Below are 17,476 nucleotides of genomic sequence, written 5' to 3'. Positions count from 1 at the left end.
GAAAAATAGTTGCTTTTAAAATAACGTCTTTATAATCAGTGATTTACATCGTTTATGCTTTAGTGGCAATTTCATAAGCTAAAATGAGCTTTATTCAATATATTTTAAAGATTAGTAAATGTTAACTAAAAATATAGTTTTAAAAATATTTTATCTATATTTAAACTTTGATATTAAACAACACAAGTAATGGAACAACCATATCCACGTCGCCGTCCACCTCGTCCGAAATTAAAAATGCCTTTGATTGGCAATATGCTTGGTGGTTCAGATAACTCTTCAAGTAAAGACACAGGTATTTTATCAAGTAAATTAACGCCATTGATTATTGCGGCGGTAGTAATTATTTATGGGATTGATTATTTCAGAACCAAAAATGATACTCGTAGGGTGTATCAAGGTGTTTCTGATATAAAAGAGATGGCTTGGGAAGGAAAAATTATTAAAAAGTGGGTTAATATTATTCCTCCAGACAATGAGATTCACTATGTTTTCCAACTAATTGATGCCAAAGGAGAAGTACAAACAGTAGATTTGGGAAATGAAAAAACTGGTTTAGGTGATTTTGTAATGCCCAAAAATACTTTAATCAAAAAAGCAGGAAGTTTAGACGTAACGATAAAAAGGTATTTTAAGAACGATACGACGATTGTCTTGAAGTATTAAAAAAGCTGTGAGCAATGAGCTTTGAGTTTTTGCATTAATTAAAAATATAAAAACTCAAAGCTGATAGCTCAAAGCTCAGGGCTTATAGCTAATCAAAATAAACTTCTTTGTTAGGATTATATTTGTATTCAAACATCAATTTAATTTGAGATTCAAGGTTTCTTGGTTCAGAAAGAGGAGGGAGATTTTCTAAAGAAAAATACTGAATATCAGAGGTTTCCATCGTATTTTGCGAAATCTCTCCACCAATTTTCTCGCAAAGAATAAAAAGCTTATAAACATACCAAGCTTCTGCTGGATGCGGATGATTTTTCTTATCCATCACCGCCAAAAGTCGAACGGTTTTTACATCCAAGCCAGTTTCTTCTTTTACTTCTTTTACGGCTACTTCCGAAGGAGTATAACCCACATCAGCCCAACCACCCGGTAAAGCCCAGCGGTCGTCAACCCTTTCTTTTACCATCAGAATTTCGTTTTTGTCGTTAAAAACTACTGCTCGAACATCAACTTTTGGGGTTTGATAACCATCTCTTTCCTCAGTAAATAAAGCACCAATTTTTTCAATAGGTTCGTCAGAAAGTTTACTTAGAATTTGAACACTGAGGTCAGATAATTCTTGATAACGGTCTTGATCGTAAGGACTTTGGCTATAAAATAATCCAGCTTGTGCAATTGCCTGAATTCTCTTTGCCATTGCTAACCATTCTGTGTTTTGCATGATAGGTAATGTTAAGAATAATAGTATGGATGCGTTTATAAAATTAAATAAGGATTAGCCAATCGACTAATCCTTATTTGATTTAAAAGCTTTAATTCGGCTTGGGAGCCTTATAATTTAAAGGCTTCCAAGTATTATTTTTTGAGTTGAAATCTGGGAAAACGTGATCCGGGTCTATCGTTACAGATTTCAACGGTAAGTTGGTTGTGGTTTTAAAAGTCCAAGTACCACCTCTTTGCCAAATTTCTACAGGTAATGTTACTCTTTCCTTGCTTCCACCTACCATTTCCATCTCAACAACGGCTGGCATCGCTAATTTTTCTAAATTTTCAATCACGATAATCGCTCCATTTTTTGGGTCTTGTTCGATGTATTGCACATCTTTTACAGATTGGTCAAGTTTCCACGTTTCATAAAACCAACCTCTCCAAAACCAAGATAAATCTTCGCCTGCTGCATCTTCAATCGTCTTAAAGAAATCATAAGGCGTTGGATGTTTGAAAGCCCAACGTTTGATGTATTCACGGAAAGCATAATCAAAACGTTCTTGTCCAAGTACTTGTTCACGCAAAATCTTTAAACCAATGGCTGGTTTATAATAAGCTTCATAACCCAAACCATTTGGTTGAATTACATCAGGAATATTCATGATAGGCTCAGCAGAATCTCTGAAAAGCTGTTTAGACATTTGGTGCATGTCCATTTTATTACCTTTGTATTCTCCGCTATTAAAATTATCGGTTGAATAAAAATTGATAAAAGTATTGAAACCTTCGTCCATCCAAGCAAATTTACGTTCGTTTGTACCTACAATCATCGGGAACCAGTTATGACCAAATTCATGGTCGGTTACTCCCCAGAGACTTTCAGTTTGGTCACGCATCCCACAGAAGATAATGCCCGGATACTCCATTCCACTAATTGAACCTGCCACATTGGTTGCCACTGGATAAGAATATTCGTAAAGCCATTTAGAGTAATATTCGATTGAACCTTTTACATATTCAGTTGAACGAGACCAAGCTTTATCTCCTGCTGATTCTGCTGGATATGCCGACATTGCTAAACATTTTTTGCCACTTGGTAAATTAATCTTGGCAGCATCAATGATAAATGATTTTGAACTAGCAAAAGCAACATCACGAGCATTGTTACAACGGAATTTCCAAGTAATTTTTCCTTCTTTTTTAGGACGAGAACTAGGGCTTCCTACTTCATCTTTTCCTAGAATTATTACGGTTTTATCACTATTAGATGCTTCTGCAAAGCGTTTGATTTGCTCGGCAGTCCAGCATTCATTCGGATTTATTAATTCTCCAGAACCGACAACAATATGTGAAGAAGGAACAGTTACTGCATATTCAAAATTGCCATATTCTAAGTAAAACTCGCCTGCACCTAAGTAAGGAAGTACATTCCAGCCTTCGATATCATCATAAACTGACATTCTTGGATACCACTGAGCCATTTCATAAATCGTTCCTTGGTTTACTTCTTGCGTTCCCATTCTGTCTGAACCATATTTTGGAATTTTGAAAGAATATGAAATTTTAATTTTCGTAATTCCTGTACGCTCAATAATTGGATTTGCCAATTTGATTTGCATACGAGTATCATTCACATAAAAATCAGCAGGTTTTCCGTCGATACTTACTGATTTTATTTGGTAACCACCTTCAAAACTTGTGTTTCCGAAACGTCCACCGTTGATAGGAGTGGTGAGTCCACCACGAGATTTCGTATTAAATTGATTTTGGTCTAACTGTAGCCACAAGAAATTCAGCTTATCTGGCGAAGCATTTTTATAAGTAATTTCTACATCGCCCTCAACCGTATTTTTTTCATCATCTAAAGCGATATTGATTTTATAATCGGCTGAATTTTGCCAATAAGTACTTCCCGGAGAGCCTGTTCCACTTCTTGTTGGGGTAGAAAGTGTATAATTGAACAAGGGATTGAACAAATCGTATTGACTATAATTTGATTTTTGTTGTGAAAACAGATTGCCTGAACTCAAGAGTAAGCAAGCTGCAAGGAGTATTTTTTTCATTTTTGATGAATTATGGGAAAATTATTAAATAGTTTATCTAAAGTACTTAAATGTTTGGGGTGATAAATAGCTTAAATATGATTTGGAAATCAACTATAAGACTTTAGCTTTTCTTTCATTTTCTTACTTAATGGAATATCGACATAATTTGTAATGAGCGTCGCTATTAGTATCGAAATTGGTAAAGTTATGAATAGTGCTGCAATCCAAAAATTGAGATGAAGTTTATTTACTAATATTGGTAACAAAAATTGTAACGAAATATATTGATGTGTAAGGTATAAAGCGAAGGAGATTTTTCCCAAAAATAAAGTCAATTTAGAAACGATAAAATTTAATTTATGATTGACGAAAAGTATAAATAGTGTAAAGTAAATACAAATCATTATGGCATATTCTTGATGATTGATGAAATGATGAGATCTGCCCGAATGCTCAAAAAGTAGAAATTGAGCAATCAAACACAACAGAATGATGGCATAATTGCTAATTTTCTGTTGATTATTAATATAAATTTTATAAAATACTGTTCCTGCTAAAAAGAGAGGAATGTAAGGTAATAATGGTATCCAATACAGAATTGCTTTTACAATGTTATGATTTCCCCAGAAAGAAGTGAGGATTACAATTGATATTGAAGTGATTAAACCTAAAATATTAAGCAGTTTTAATAAGTTGAATTGATATAAAAGAAGTATCAAAATATAAAAAAGCATTTCAATAATCATAGTCCAATAAGGTCCGTCAAGGTCTGGAATACCTAAATAATATTGAAACATTGTAAGGTTTCCTGCATAATTTAAAAACTCATTGATTGGATGGAAATCAAGTTTGAGTAATAAAGTTTTGCAGATAATTAACAAAAAAGTGAAAGTAACAGCACACCAATAAGTTGGATATAACCTACTTACTCTGTTAATGATAAAATCTTTACTTTTGGAGACTCTATTTAAACTCATGAAAATCACAAAGCCACTGATGATGAAAAATAAATCAACACCAGTTGTGCCTAATTTGAATCCCCATTTGGACTCTTCTCTCCCCATTGTAAAGTGAAATAGAACAACAGAGAGCGCCGCTATACCTCTCAAAGCATCAAGTTCAAGTAATCTATTATTCGTGTTTTTTGTTGTTATTCTTGAATCTTTACTATTATTAATAATCATTATTTAATTTATAAATGGGTTATGTATTGATTTGATTTTATCACTATTTACCTTTTGGAAGCAAGGTATTTATTATTCTTGCTTGATGCAATTTTCATAATTTCTTTTTTTGTTTTAATATCTTAATCGTAATATTGCGATTAAAACAAATGATTCATAATGGGAGCAACTAAAACAGACCATTTTACCGAACGCCAAAATCAGCTGGCAACACTCGCCAAAGCGATTGCACATCCCGCCAGAATCGCTATTTTGGATTATTTGATTAAAGTTGATTCTTGTATTTGTGGAGATATTGTAAATGAATTGCCACTTGCACAACCAACTGTTTCTCAACATTTAAAAGAGTTGAAAAATGCGGGATTGATAAAAGGTGATATTGAAGGAAACGCCATTTGCTACTGTATCGACGAAAATACTTGGAAGCAGTTTCAAGATATTTTAAATGCTTTTTTCAATGGATACACACCCAACGCTAAATCTTGTTGCTAAAATTTTAACCTTAATTCTTAACAAAAATGTATTCTTCAATTAAGCAAATATGTGATGAATTAATCAATTCATTTGATGCTATTCCGGAACAAAGAAAATCTTTACTTTTAAAAATCAGTAAATACATTCAATCAAAAAAAGAGGCAAATTTACCGATTGAGTTAGTTTATGTTTGTACACATAATTCAAGGAGAAGTCATTTTGGACAAGTTTGGGCTGCTGTTGCGGCATCTTATTATGGAATTGATAATGTAAAAACGTACTCTGGTGGTACAGAGGCAACGGCTTTTAATATCAATGCAATTAATGCTTTAAAAAGAATGGGTTTTGTTATCGAAAGTGATAATAAAGAAACTAATCCAGTTTACACTGTTCAGTTTGGTGTAAACGAAAGTACTGAGTGTTTTTCTAAAGTATATAACAGCGAAGCGAATCCTAAAGAACATTTTGCTGCCATCATGACTTGCTCGGATGCTGAAGAAAACTGTCCTTTTATTCCTGGAGTAGAATTGAGAATAGGCACTACTTATGACGACCCTAAAGCTTTCGACAATACGCCTCTTCAAGATGCAAAGTATGAACAACGTTCTCGTCAGATTGCACAAGAAACTCTTTTTGTCTTTTCAAATATTCAATAAATAATGTCAGCTCAATTCAATTTAGCTTTTTTAGGATTAAAAATTGGCTGATTTATAGTGTTTTTCAGCATTAAGTATTCATTTTCTTCTTTCAGTTTTTACGAGAAACCTCATTTTCTTGAAAAGAATAATTAAATACAGAATTTTTGTAAATTTGACTTTGGGCTTTATTAGATTTTGCGATTTAACGGATATTAGGAGATGATTTTTAATTTGATTGGCTTTGGGAGTGTTTTCTTTTTGCTTGGTTTAGCTATTTTCTTTCTCAAAAATCGGCATAATAATGCAGGAAGTAATCTGTATTTAGGCTTACTTTTTCTACTCCAAGCACTTAGTAATTTTCATTTCTTTATTTTTCGCCTTTCAGATTTTATAAACCATTTTCCATATCTCATCCATTTAAGTGCTGGTTTTCGGTTTCTTTGGGGTGTTTTATTGTATTTTTTTGTACAAACTTTCACGGGTAAAACGATAAAATATCAAGGCAAAACGCTCTTGCATTTTATTCCCGCCATCATTGCTACGATTTTCTTTTATGGAAAATTATTTTTTATTCCTGCTTCCGAAATTCAAGCTTATGTTGATTTAATTAAAGCCGATAAGCATCCTATCAATAGACCTTATCATCTACTTTTGTACATTTCTAATGTTGCTTATTTAGTTGCAAGCTTGGTCGAATTGCTAAAGTATCGTTTGGCTCTAACAACTTTCTTTTCAAGTATTGATAAACTTAGGTTGGTTTGGTTGTACAATGTTTTACTTTTTTTAGTGATTTTCCACTTTGTTTTACCGCTTGGTTATGGCTTATTAACTATACAATTCTTTCCTTATGTGCCTTTGATGCAATTACCTATTTTAAGTTTTGTAGCTTGGAAAGCCTATAGCCAGCCTGAACTGTTTAGTACTTTGGAAACATTTTCTGAAGTAATATCCGAAAATGAAAATAGGAAATTAGATGAACAAAAAGTGGTGGTATCATTACCTGCTTTGGATGATAGTTTTGCCAATACTTTACTTCATTTTATGCAAGAAAATAAGCCTTATTTGAATGCCGAACTTACCATTAAAATGCTTTCAGATGATTTAGGAATTCCGAGTTATCAATTATCAAAAATCTTGAATCAACATTTTCAGAAAAACTTCTTCGATTTTGTAAATACTTATCGAGTAGAAGAAGCAAAATTAAAATTAGTTTCCAGCGAATACGAGCACCTTACTTTAGAAGGAATCGGTTACGAATGTGGCTTTAATTCAAAATCTTCTTTTTACGCAGTCTTTAAAAAATACGTAAACCAAACCCCAGCCGAATACCGTAAAGAAGTACTTTTAGCAGTTTGATAAACAAACTCACTCAGAAAAATAAAAAGTAAGAAATATTGATTTTAGGGAACTAACCATCGTAAAACCGCACTTCCATTCACTCATTCACTCGAATAAGTGCAGATTTATAAGTCTGGACTCCTTAATTTTTTAGTTTCTATAGCCAATTTCTACATTTGCCACTGTTAAATCAAAATCTAAAGAGCGATTTTAATGAAAGCCCAAATCTAAAAATTGCTTATCCTAAATTTATCTTCTCATGAAAAAACGAATACTTTTCATTAGTCTATGCTTAATGATTTTAAGCTTTGGTATTCATCAGAGTAACGCTACTCTTCTGACAAAAGCCGAAACGCCTTCTTTCTGGAAGACCAGTTTTCCCCGTGGCATTAATTGGCAAAGAATGACCGACGTTGGTATTTTGGTAGTATCAACTGATGACGCTTTGTATGGATTGAATCCTGAAAATGGACAAAAATTATGGCAACATGAATTCCTGAAAAAACTGAAAGAAGAACGTTATGACCCAATTGAAAATTCGCCTTTAGTAGCTTTGGTAGATAAGCGAGGTTTGATGTCGATGGATCATGTTATTTTAGATGTAGTCTCTGGAAAAGTATTGTGTAATACAGGCGAAATGGGGTTTAGAACGGTAGAAATGCGTACAGAATTACCGCCACTCGGAGGAATACTTTTTCTAGGCTTAAATAAATATGGTAAGAAAATCATGACTTTGGTAGATGCTGGTGACGGGCATGCAAAGTTTACACAAGAATTGAAAGACTTTGGAGGAACTGAGATGTTTGCAGGTCGTCCATTTGTTATGAATGGAGATATTTTAGTGGTAAGTAATAAGGCAATCTTTCGTTTCAATGGACAAACAGGTGAAAAGGTTTGGGAGATTGAACAAAAAAGTCCGAATGCCGAAGTCATCGTTGATAAAAGTGCTGGCTTAGGTGCTAGTATGGCAAATTCTTTAAATCCTAAATTTCGTTACTTTACACAAATTCGCCCAGGTAGAGATAAAAATAGTTTTTTCTATACCAGTAAAAAGTATGTTAATAGTTTTGATTTTGCTACAGGAAAAGCCCTCTGGGCTGATCCTGTAAAAGTTGGAGGAGAAATCGTTGAAACTATTTATGATAATGGCGGATTTATTGTTGCTACCGACGACCCAGAAATTATCATGTTGGATTATCAAAACGGTACTCGTTTGTGGGGAAAAGGTCCGAAATTAAAAGGAACATTATCATTTTATAATTACTGTGACAAAGGACTTTTGATTTCGATGGAAAGTTCAAGAGGGAAAAACTCACTCAGTATTTTGGATTTGAAAACTGGTCAACACGTATTTGATAAACCCAATAAAGTAGATGGGCAAATTGTTGACTTACAACTAACACCCAAAGGTATTTTTTATCGTACTACAGAAGAAGTAAACTTTCAAAGCTTGGAAACGGGTAAAGATTTATGGGATAAATCGTTGAAGCTGAAAGAAGGAAATGTGGCTTGTCAGAAGGATTATTTACAATGGATTTATTCTGATAAGAAACTTTTTGAAGTAAATCTTCAAAGTGCAAGCATGAAAGAATTTGTTGCTGATAAAGTAAAACTGAACGAAAAAGAAGCTCCTTCAGGATTTCAAGTACGCAACGACGGTATTTTGTTGACCTCTAGTCAGAATTTAGTGAAGTTTGGTTTCGCAGGAAATGTAATGTATAGCCAATATTTTCACTCCCCAACGGCCAGCACTGCTGGAAAGATTTTCGGTGGTATCATGGCCGTTGGTGGAACTATGTTAGCGGTTGCTGCTGCGGCAAATGCAGGTTATGCAAAAGGAGCAACGGCTGGCGGAGGTAGAACTTATGAGGTTGATAGCTATATTCGTCAGCAAGAACAAGCACAACAAATGTGGTCTGCTGTGGCTTCTGCGGGTTTTGCAATGATGAACAAACGTTTTAAAGCTTCTGCGCAAACAGAAAATTATCAAGCAATTTTAACTGATGATGCCAATGACGGTTCTCAAAAAGGAGTGGGCTTGGTGAAAGTGAATAAAGACAATGGAAAGGTGGAAGCGACAGTAATTTTGGGCGATAAAAAACCAGTTTATGATTTAGATGAAATTGGTGGCTTGATGTATTATCGTTCAAAAGATAATGAGATTACGGCTTTCAAATTCTAAATGAAATAAAAGATTAAATATTTAGTGGTTAGGTTTTTAAAACTCTCGTTCAATGAGCGGGAGTTTTTTTATTGTGTAATTCAAATATTAAAACCGTAGCGGCAATCCCTTGCGGTTGCCGATGGGATGATTTATTGGAAATGTAATCGGTAACTGCAAGAGTTACCGCTACATGTTTTTTGTTTCATTTCCTCAATAAATGTTTTTCAAAGAAAGAATCATTTTTCAAAGAGTATTCCAACACCGCAGTACTGTCGCCATACATTACTTGTTGAAAAGAAAGCATATTGTGAAATTGTTTATAATCGGCTTTTACGATGGTAGTTTGTGGTTTTGAAGGTAAAATACTCTTATAAACTTGATGTAAAGTCGGTAAAGTATTCACCAAGAAAAAGGCTAATCCAAGCCAATAATAAAGCTTTCTTTTGGGAGTTTCTACAAAAACATAAGCAATCGCAACCGTCAAAATAAACATGGAAGGAACGGACGCTCTAATATTCAAATCGTTAGCAATTCCGATTTGATATAAGGGTACAATCGTCAAAAAAAGTAAAGCGACGTTGACCATTTTTGTAAATGGGTGTTCGAATTGTTTGAGGAAAAAGTACCAAATCAGGAAGTTAAAAACAATATAAAATAGATAAGTCCAATACCATTTTGCTACGCCAGCTTGCCACATAAATTGTGTGTTATCGCTGTTTACGCCTTGTGTACTGAGGAAATAAATAATCAGTGGAGTAAAACCAAGAACCAAAAATATTTTCTCAAAAATACTTTTCAGTGTAAAGAAGTTTGACCAATTATTGAAGTAATAATACAGTACAAAAGGAAAAATCCCGATACTTGCCAATGGACTCCAATACATTGTTGCCAATAACATCAGCAATATTTCATCCAAATTTACTTTCTTCAGAACATTCGCCTCCAACATAAAACAAGCTCCAAAACAGGCAGGTAAAACATGCTGTGGTGCAAGGGCAAAACCTTCCCAAAATGGTGGTCGCATCAACCAAAAATCATTCAGTTTTACATGATAAGGTGGATAAATATAAGTCTGAAAGTCAAGCCAAAGTATTACTTTATACAATAGCCAAGCATTTGAAAATAAGATAATTACAGCAATGACGGATAGACGATATTTATCAAGAAAGGTAATAGCCCAAAGGAAAACCAAGAATGCGCCTGTGGTACTCCAAGCCAAAGAAATATAGCGACAATATTCAATACCAACGATTTTTCCGAGTCCTGCTGTTGGAAGATAATAACCCAAATAATAACACATATATACCTTGAAATCAGGATAATACAGTGGCCATTTATTTTGGACAAGGTCACGGTACTTTAGGTTATTCGCCATAAAATCGACGGTTTGTTCTCTGAATTCACCGATACCAACCAGTAGATTTAGTACTAAAGCCAAAATAAAAACTAGCGAAACAGTAAACCAAGTAAGAGGAGTTTTTAAGCGACGAATATCATCAGATTGACTCTTTTTTAGATAATTGAAAACAAAAATACTAATAATTAAGCAAGCACTTATTCCAATTTCCGCCCTTACCCAAGTAAGTAAAAACAGATAAGTCGGAATCAGTAAATAGACCAGCGAACTAATTTTTAGGATTTTGATAATTTTCATGACGATAGGAAACAAGGATTATACCTTAAAATTAATCGGCAAGAATGTCTTTTCAGCATTTCGCTTACTTTTTTTATAAATTGTTGCAATGGGATTTATTTCTTTAGTCAGTAATCCCCTCAAAACCACTCCCCAATCCATCAAAAAGACAGGACAAGCTATCTAAAAGAATAGTCGTCCTATCTCTTTTGCGGTATTTTGCGTGAATTAGATGGGTTGATGTGTCTTTTTTGCGGGAAATTGCGTGAAAAAGATAGATTGTCTTATCTCCGAGATAGCTTTCCCTATCTTTTTGATGGATTTGAGGATTAAAAACCGAAGAAAACCGCAAAGGGTAATAGATTTTAGCTTTGACAAATTTTGAAATTTGTCAAAGCTCTTATTCTTACGGTTGCGGACAAAAATAGACAGGTTGGAATTCTGTGGTGCTGAAATTCAGGAAACCTGTGCTACTTATATTACTTGTCCCATCGCAGGGTCGGTAAAGCTTTCTTTGCCTGTTTCGATATGCCCTGCGTAGCGTTGTTCAAAGGTTTTATTGCCTTCTATTTTTACGGCAAAATCATACCAAGCGTGACTTTTACTGAAATCTAAAGTTACGGTTAAGCTTTTACCTTTGGCTACTTCTACTATTTTTTTGCCTGTTTTATAACTCAAATCTTCAATCACAAAACGTAGGTTTTGTGATTCATTATTCTTCAAAATCAACACGCCATTACCTGTGAAAGAATTTTTAGTAAGCTGGTTATTCTGGTAAGTCAAAGCCGTTTCCACATTCGTCTGTGCATTATTCAGTTTGAAAGACCTAAAGAAACCATTCGGGCCGTACACTTCTATTTGGGCATTTTTATCTGCCAATTCTACTAATGACCAAGTATCTTTTAACGTGTCGCCTGCCTTTACTGCATAGTTTCTGGTGCTGATTTCGTCTAAACCATTTTGTGTATAACGAGTATAAACCACAAATGCTGCTCCTGCTGATTTTGTGCCAAATGCTTTATTTCCAGCCGAAAGAGTTAGTTCAAACGTTTTTTTATCAATACTAAAACCAGCTTCAGCATACAATTCATAAGGTAAAGCGCAAGCTTTTCGAATGCCTTTTTCTTGTTTGGGCATCAAGGCGGAGGCATTGCCTAAAGTATTGGCTTCTTTGATTTCTTCGGCTGTAAGAGCCTTGAAATTAGAAGGTACATTTTTGAATTTTGCCTTATGAACACTTTCCAAAAATGGTTCTTTTGCTACAAAAGTCGGAAGAGCGATTTTCTCGCCATTGTAAGGTTTAAACACCGAAGTCAAATCACCACAAACGGTTCTTCTCCACTCCGAAATGTTTTCTTCTTTGATATTTTTCTTTGTTTTGTGGCTGAGGAATTTTTCCAAAAACTGTAAAATAGAAGTATGGTCGAAAATTTCAGAACAAATATTTCCGCCTCTGCTCCACGGCGAAGCAATCAAAAGAGGTACTCTGAAACCCAAACCTATTGCTCCGTCACGAGTATCTTTTTCTTGGTTTTTGTAGTAATCTCTTTTCTTTTCATGAGCCATATTTACTTGTTCTACCGAAACATCAATGCCTGCCGAAACTTTTCCAGTGTCAGGTTTTTGATGATGTGGCGGAAGGAAAGGAGGGACGTGGTCGAAGTAACCGTCGTTTTCATCGTAAGCCAAAATGAAAATAGTTTTCTTCCAAACTTCTGGATTTTGGGTAAGAATATCCATCGTTTCTGATAAGTACCAAGCTCCGTACCAAGGTGCGCCGGGGTGGTCTGAAAAATTTTCGGGAGCAACCAACCAAGTAACCGCAGGCAACTGATTATTCGCAACATCTTGGCGAAATTGATGCAAAACGTCACCTTTGGGTACTTCTAATTTTCGGGCAGTTCCGTTATCAGAATATTCCAATGAAGTAAGTTCATGGAAATGTGGGTCTTTGCGGTTGTTAGTAAATGCTTTTTGATGAATATTTTTTTGGAAAGTAGAAAGCTTTTCAAAATTTTCAGGCGTGTAATTCACAATATCTTCCTGAGCGATTTTTAAATAACTTTTCTTTTGTGCCAAAGCTCTTTCTGCTTTTTTCAAAGCTTCACTTCCTGCTGCAAGTGTTGGGATTTCCGCAGAAAGCTTTTCGATTTCTTTCGGTAAAAATTTCACTACTTCTTGAATATAGCGATAATATTCTGGAGAGAATTTTACTTGATATTGTTCAAACCATTCAATCGGATTGTCAGTAAAATTAGCCAACCAAGCATCGCCTTCGCCCTCTAAACCAGTAGGCAAACTGATTTCATTTTGATAGATTTTCCAAGAAATACCATTTTCTTCTAAACGTTCCGGAAAAGTTTTCCATTTTGCCCATTTGCCATAATCAAGGTCTTCGTTTTTTACATTCGCTTTTGAATCAAAAGCTTGCTTTTCACGAATTGTACCTGTCCACAAATACAAACGGTTGGGTGTTGTTCCTGTTAAAGACGAACAAAAATTTTGGTCACAAACCGTAAAAGCATCCGCCAAAGCGTAGTAAAAAGGAATGTCTTCACGGTTATAATAGCCCAAAGTCAAGGGCATATCTTTGTACTCTTTGTGACCAGATTGTTTTACATGAAGCCATTTATCGTTCTTGCCACCGTTCAAAGCATCCACTTGATTTTCCCAAGAATGTGGTAAAGAACTCATCCAAGTAGCGTTTGAGTCACGTAGATTTAGGCGAAAAGGAGCGAAAGTTTGTCCTTTTTCATTTTGTTGCAACCACACTTTATTTCTATTCGGAAGTGTAATCGCACGAGGGTCGTTGAAACCACGCACACCTTGCAAAGTACCAAAACAATGGTCGAAAGAGCGGTTTTCTTGCATCAAAATGACAATGTGTTCAGCATCCCAGAAAGTACTTCCTTCGGCAGGATTAATTGCCATTGCTTTTTGAATAGAAGCAGGTAACATTCCCAGAAAACCAGCCCCAGAGGCTAATACAGACGCTTTTTTGATAAACTCTCTCCTTGATTCCATGTGTTGATTTGTTGTTGGCTATCAGAATTCTGCTTTCAGTAATCGGAACAGATTGGCAAAACTGATTCAAATAATTAGTAAGTTGATATGGATGCAAAGATAAAGTAGGGCGGAGGATTAAACTGTACTGGTATATTATTGCTTTGTTAAGGTTAATAATTAATGTAGCTGCAAACCTTTGCGGTTGTCAAGTCGAGAATCGAATGCCATACATGAGTCATCCCGATTTTTCTCTTTTAAATGAGTTCAATGTTTTTTGGATTTATACTCGTCCTTACTTTTTGCCTTGATGCAAAAAGTAACCGCAGCGGCGGCCGCAAAAAAATCAAGAATTCCTAAACTCGCTCCGCTCAAACAGTAGGAATTCATTACCTATCAATCACAAAAGAGCGGTTGAAAAACTAATTTCGACCGCTCTTTTGTGATTCTTGACTTCTGATTAGAATTATCAGTGAAATAAATTCATAATTTATAATTCATAACTCATATCTAAACTAAGGCTTCATACAAAATCTCAACAGCATGTTTTGCTGTACGACCTGTACCATCATGAATTTGATGACGACAACTTGTTCCAGAAGCTGCAATGATTACATCTTCTCCTTGTTTACGAATGGTTGGGAAAAGTACTAATTCACCCACTTGATTCGATAGTTCAAAATGTTCTTTTTCATAACCAAAAGAACCTGCCATGCCACAACATCCAGAAGGAATAATTTGTACTTCATAGTTTTCAGGCAATGAAAGTGTTTTCTTGGCAGGAACTAAACTCGACAATGCCTTTTGCTGACAATGTCCATGTAATTTTATCAAACGTTTTTCTGTCGTAAATACTTTTTTAGAAATACGTTTTGCGTCAATTTCTTTAGCTAAAAATTCTTCTACCATGAAAGTATTTTTAGCTAAAGCTTTCGCTGCTTCTACCAAATCATCATTTACTAAATCTGGATATTCGTCACGGAAAGTAAGAATTGCCGAAGGTTCAATCCCAATCAAAGGCGTTTCTGAGTTAATAACATCTTTTAAAAGACTAACGTTTTGATTCGCCAATTTCTTAGCATCATCCAAAAGCCCTTTTGATAATTGTGGACGACCAGATTCTGCATGATTTGGAATAAGTACTTCATAACCCAAACGATTCAACAATTTTACGGTTTTGATACCGATTTCTACATCGTTATAATTCGTGAATTCATCGATGAATAAAAAGACTTGCTTTTTAGTTTCAGCAGGTTTTAATGTTACTTGATTTTTGTCAAACCACTTTTTAAAAGTAGTATTACTCAATAAAGGCATTGTTCTGTCTGGGTGAAAACCTACGACAGTATTAGCAATTTTACGAAGAGCTGGCGTATCAAAAATAAAATTATAAGCCCACGGTACGTAAGATGCTACTTTTGAAAGAGAAGAAAAATTCCCAACCATGCGGCTACGCAATGGTACACCATTTTCTTTGTAGTATTGATGTAAAAATTCCATTTTCAATTTAGCCACATCTACGTTTGATGGACATTCACCTTTACAACCTTTACAAGCTAAACACAAATCAAATACTTCTTTGATTTCTTCGTGATTGAATCGGTTCGCTTTATCAGAATGTGTTAAAAACTCACGGAGAATATTGGCTCTGGCACGAGTCGTTTCTTTTTCATTGCGAGTAGCCATATAAGACGGACACATCGTTCCGCCTGAAGCAGGCGTTTTTCTACAATCTCCCGAACCATTACATTGTTCGGCATGCTGTAAAATATCTTGGTCGTGGAAACGGAAAGTTGTTTTAAATTCAGGCGTTTGTTGCCCCGGAGTATAACGCAAAAACGTATCCATTGGCGGAGTATCCACAATTTTGTTCGGATTGAACACATTGTAAGGATCCCAAGTACGTTTTACTTCTTTCATCAATTCGTAGTTGTGGTCGCCTACCATTTGTTTGATGAACTCACCACGTAAACGTCCGTCGCCATGTTCTCCCGAAAGTGAACCTTTGTATTTTTTCACCAAAGTAGCAATCTGTTCGGCAATCAAACGGAATTGTTTATTTCCTTCAACCGTCTTCAAGTTGATAATCGGACGCAAGTGAATTTCTCCAGAACCCGCATGTGCATAATGTACCGAGTACATATTATTAGCCTCAAGAATCTCATTGAATTCACGAATAAAATCTGGCAAATCGTTTACATCAACGGCAGTATCTTCAATTACAGCTACCGCTTTTTCATCGCCCGGAAGGTTAGAAAGTAAACCCAATCCAGCTTTTCTCAGATTCCAAACCTTTTTGGTGTCTTCGCCAAATACCACTGGAAAGTGATAACCCAAGCCAGCAGCACGCATTTCTGCTTCCATTTCTTTGGCTTGTTGTTCAATAGTAGCCTTTGAATCTGAACGTAATTCTACGACCAAAATCGCACCCGGATCTCCTTGAACAAAGAAACGGTTTTGACTATGTTCAACACTTGCCTTAGTACATTCTAAAATATAATGATCCATCAACTCAGAAGCTGAAGGTTTGTATTTCAGTGCAATCAAGTTTGCCTTGAGTGATTCTTGAACATCATTGAAGTGAACGCAAACCAAACCAATTTCTTTTGGAGGTAAATCGTTCACATGTAATTTGATTTCTGTCAAGAAACAAAGAGTACCTTCTGAACCTGCAATTAACTCACAGAAATTGAAAGGTTTTCCTCCTTCGGTATAAGGCTCGCAATTCAAAAGCATATCCAAAGCATAACCCGTATTTCTTCTTTCAATACTTGGTTTGGGAAATTCATTTCTGATTTCAGCCTGATTGGTCTCGTTAGATAATACTTCATTGGTTTTCAAGTAAATTTTATCCAATAAAGTCGCCGAACCATTTTTACTTTGTGCTGACTGAACAAGATTTTTAAAAGTACTCAAATCATCATTCTTGAAAACTACATCTGTTCCATCTGCTAAAATGGCTTTTACTTCCATCAAATGGTCACGAGTAGAGCCATAAACCACCGAGTTTGAACCACAAGAATTATTGCCGACCATTCCGCCAATCATTGCACGATTAGCAGTAGATGTTTCAGGTCCAAAAAATAAACCATGTTTTTTGAGCTCAATGTTTAATACATCACGCACTACGCCCGGTTGTACTCTTACCCAATGTTCATCTTTATTTACTTCAAGAATTTTAGTGAAATTCTTAGAGACATCCACAACGATACCATTACCCACAACTTGTCCCGCTAAAGAAGTACCAGCCGTTCGAGGAATGATTGACGTTTTATTTTCACGTGCGAAATTTATTAATTTTCTAATATCCTCTATGGTCTTCGGAAGAGCTACAGCCTGAGGCATTTCTCTGTAGGCAGAGGCATCAGTTGCGTATAGCGTTCGCATAACGGTATCATAATGGAGTTCACCCTCTAATTGACTGGCAAGCTGAGAAAGTATCGTTGGATTGGTCATTTTTGGATTCTACAAAGAATAATATAGTTTTTCTAAGTTCTTATTTCAGACTTCAAATTTACCAATAAAATCAATTTGAAACGTATAAAAATATTTTATTAAGGTGTTTGTATTGAAAAAGTACAAAAATACATAGGCATAATGTTGCTAATAGATTTAACATTTTTTAA

The 17,476-nt window shown here is 35.1% G+C and carries 11 protein-coding genes; 5 read left to right on the top strand and 6 right to left on the bottom strand.

Annotated elements, in window-relative coordinates; translation table 11 throughout:
- Nucleotides 1-189 precede the first annotated feature (189 nt).
- Entirely contained in the window at nucleotides 190-666 is a 477-nt protein-coding gene (locus VB798_RS03170) for a hypothetical protein (protein ID WP_323255896.1), read from the top strand.
- Nucleotides 667-754: 88 nt separating this feature from the next.
- Here the strand turns inward: VB798_RS03170 and VB798_RS03165 are convergent, their stop codons facing one another.
- From VB798_RS03165 to VB798_RS03155, 3 genes are all read right to left on the bottom strand, one after another.
- Nucleotides 755-1,384 carry an NUDIX hydrolase gene (locus VB798_RS03165; RefSeq protein WP_323255895.1) on the bottom strand — a complete coding sequence of 210 codons (630 nt, stop codon included), beginning with the start codon at nucleotides 1,382-1,384 and terminating at the stop codon, nucleotides 755-757.
- Between the two features lie 91 nt (nucleotides 1,385-1,475).
- Nucleotides 1,476-3,434, bottom strand: a complete 1,959-nt coding sequence (locus VB798_RS03160; protein WP_323255893.1) for a M1 family metallopeptidase — start codon at nucleotides 3,432-3,434, stop codon at nucleotides 1,476-1,478.
- An 89-nt stretch (nucleotides 3,435-3,523) separates the two neighbouring features.
- A complete protein-coding gene (locus tag VB798_RS03155) occupies nucleotides 3,524-4,600 on the bottom strand; it encodes an acyltransferase family protein (protein WP_323255891.1) in 1,077 nt (358 codons plus the stop codon).
- Between the two features lie 159 nt (nucleotides 4,601-4,759).
- Between VB798_RS03155 and VB798_RS03150 the strand changes: the two genes are divergently transcribed.
- The 4 genes from VB798_RS03150 to VB798_RS03135 all read left to right on the top strand — a co-directional run bounded on the left by VB798_RS03150 (nucleotide 4,760) and on the right by VB798_RS03135 (nucleotide 9,232).
- Complete coding sequence (locus tag VB798_RS03150; protein ID WP_323255889.1) at nucleotides 4,760-5,092, top strand: ArsR/SmtB family transcription factor; 333 nt, start codon at nucleotides 4,760-4,762, stop codon at nucleotides 5,090-5,092.
- Between the two features lie 26 nt (nucleotides 5,093-5,118).
- Nucleotides 5,119-5,730 carry a low molecular weight phosphatase family protein gene (locus tag VB798_RS03145; RefSeq protein ID WP_323255887.1) on the top strand — a complete coding sequence of 204 codons (612 nt, stop codon included), beginning with the start codon at nucleotides 5,119-5,121 and terminating at the stop codon, nucleotides 5,728-5,730.
- A gap of 201 nt (nucleotides 5,731-5,931) precedes the next feature.
- Nucleotides 5,932-7,068 carry a helix-turn-helix domain-containing protein gene (locus VB798_RS03140; RefSeq protein ID WP_323255885.1) on the top strand — a complete coding sequence of 379 codons (1,137 nt, stop codon included), beginning with the start codon at nucleotides 5,932-5,934 and terminating at the stop codon, nucleotides 7,066-7,068.
- Between the two features lie 241 nt (nucleotides 7,069-7,309).
- A complete protein-coding gene (locus VB798_RS03135; RefSeq protein ID WP_323255883.1) occupies nucleotides 7,310-9,232 on the top strand; it encodes an outer membrane protein assembly factor BamB family protein in 1,923 nt (640 codons plus the stop codon).
- A 184-nt stretch (nucleotides 9,233-9,416) separates the two neighbouring features.
- On the opposite strand, the gene VB798_RS03130 is transcribed toward VB798_RS03135, so the two are convergent.
- From VB798_RS03130 to VB798_RS03120, 3 genes are all read right to left on the bottom strand, one after another.
- Nucleotides 9,417-10,868 (bottom strand): hypothetical protein, encoded by a 1,452-nt coding sequence (locus tag VB798_RS03130; protein WP_323255881.1) that lies wholly within the window; start codon nucleotides 10,866-10,868, stop codon nucleotides 9,417-9,419.
- 453 nt (nucleotides 10,869-11,321) lie between these two features.
- Nucleotides 11,322-13,871: a phosphocholine-specific phospholipase C gene (locus VB798_RS03125; protein ID WP_323255879.1), complete on the bottom strand. Its 2,550-nt coding sequence runs from the start codon at nucleotides 13,869-13,871 to the stop codon at nucleotides 11,322-11,324.
- A gap of 489 nt (nucleotides 13,872-14,360) precedes the next feature.
- Complete coding sequence (locus VB798_RS03120; protein ID WP_323255877.1) at nucleotides 14,361-17,306, bottom strand: FAD-binding and (Fe-S)-binding domain-containing protein; 2,946 nt, start codon at nucleotides 17,304-17,306, stop codon at nucleotides 14,361-14,363.
- Between the last annotated feature and the right edge of the window lie 170 nt (nucleotides 17,307-17,476).

The sequence above is a fragment of the Arcicella lustrica genome (genome assembly GCF_034930985.1).
GTDB lineage: Bacteria > Bacteroidota > Bacteroidia > Cytophagales > Spirosomataceae > Arcicella > Arcicella lustrica.
Note: the sequence above shows the minus strand (reverse complement) of the source record. Positions and strands in the feature narration are given on the sequence as shown.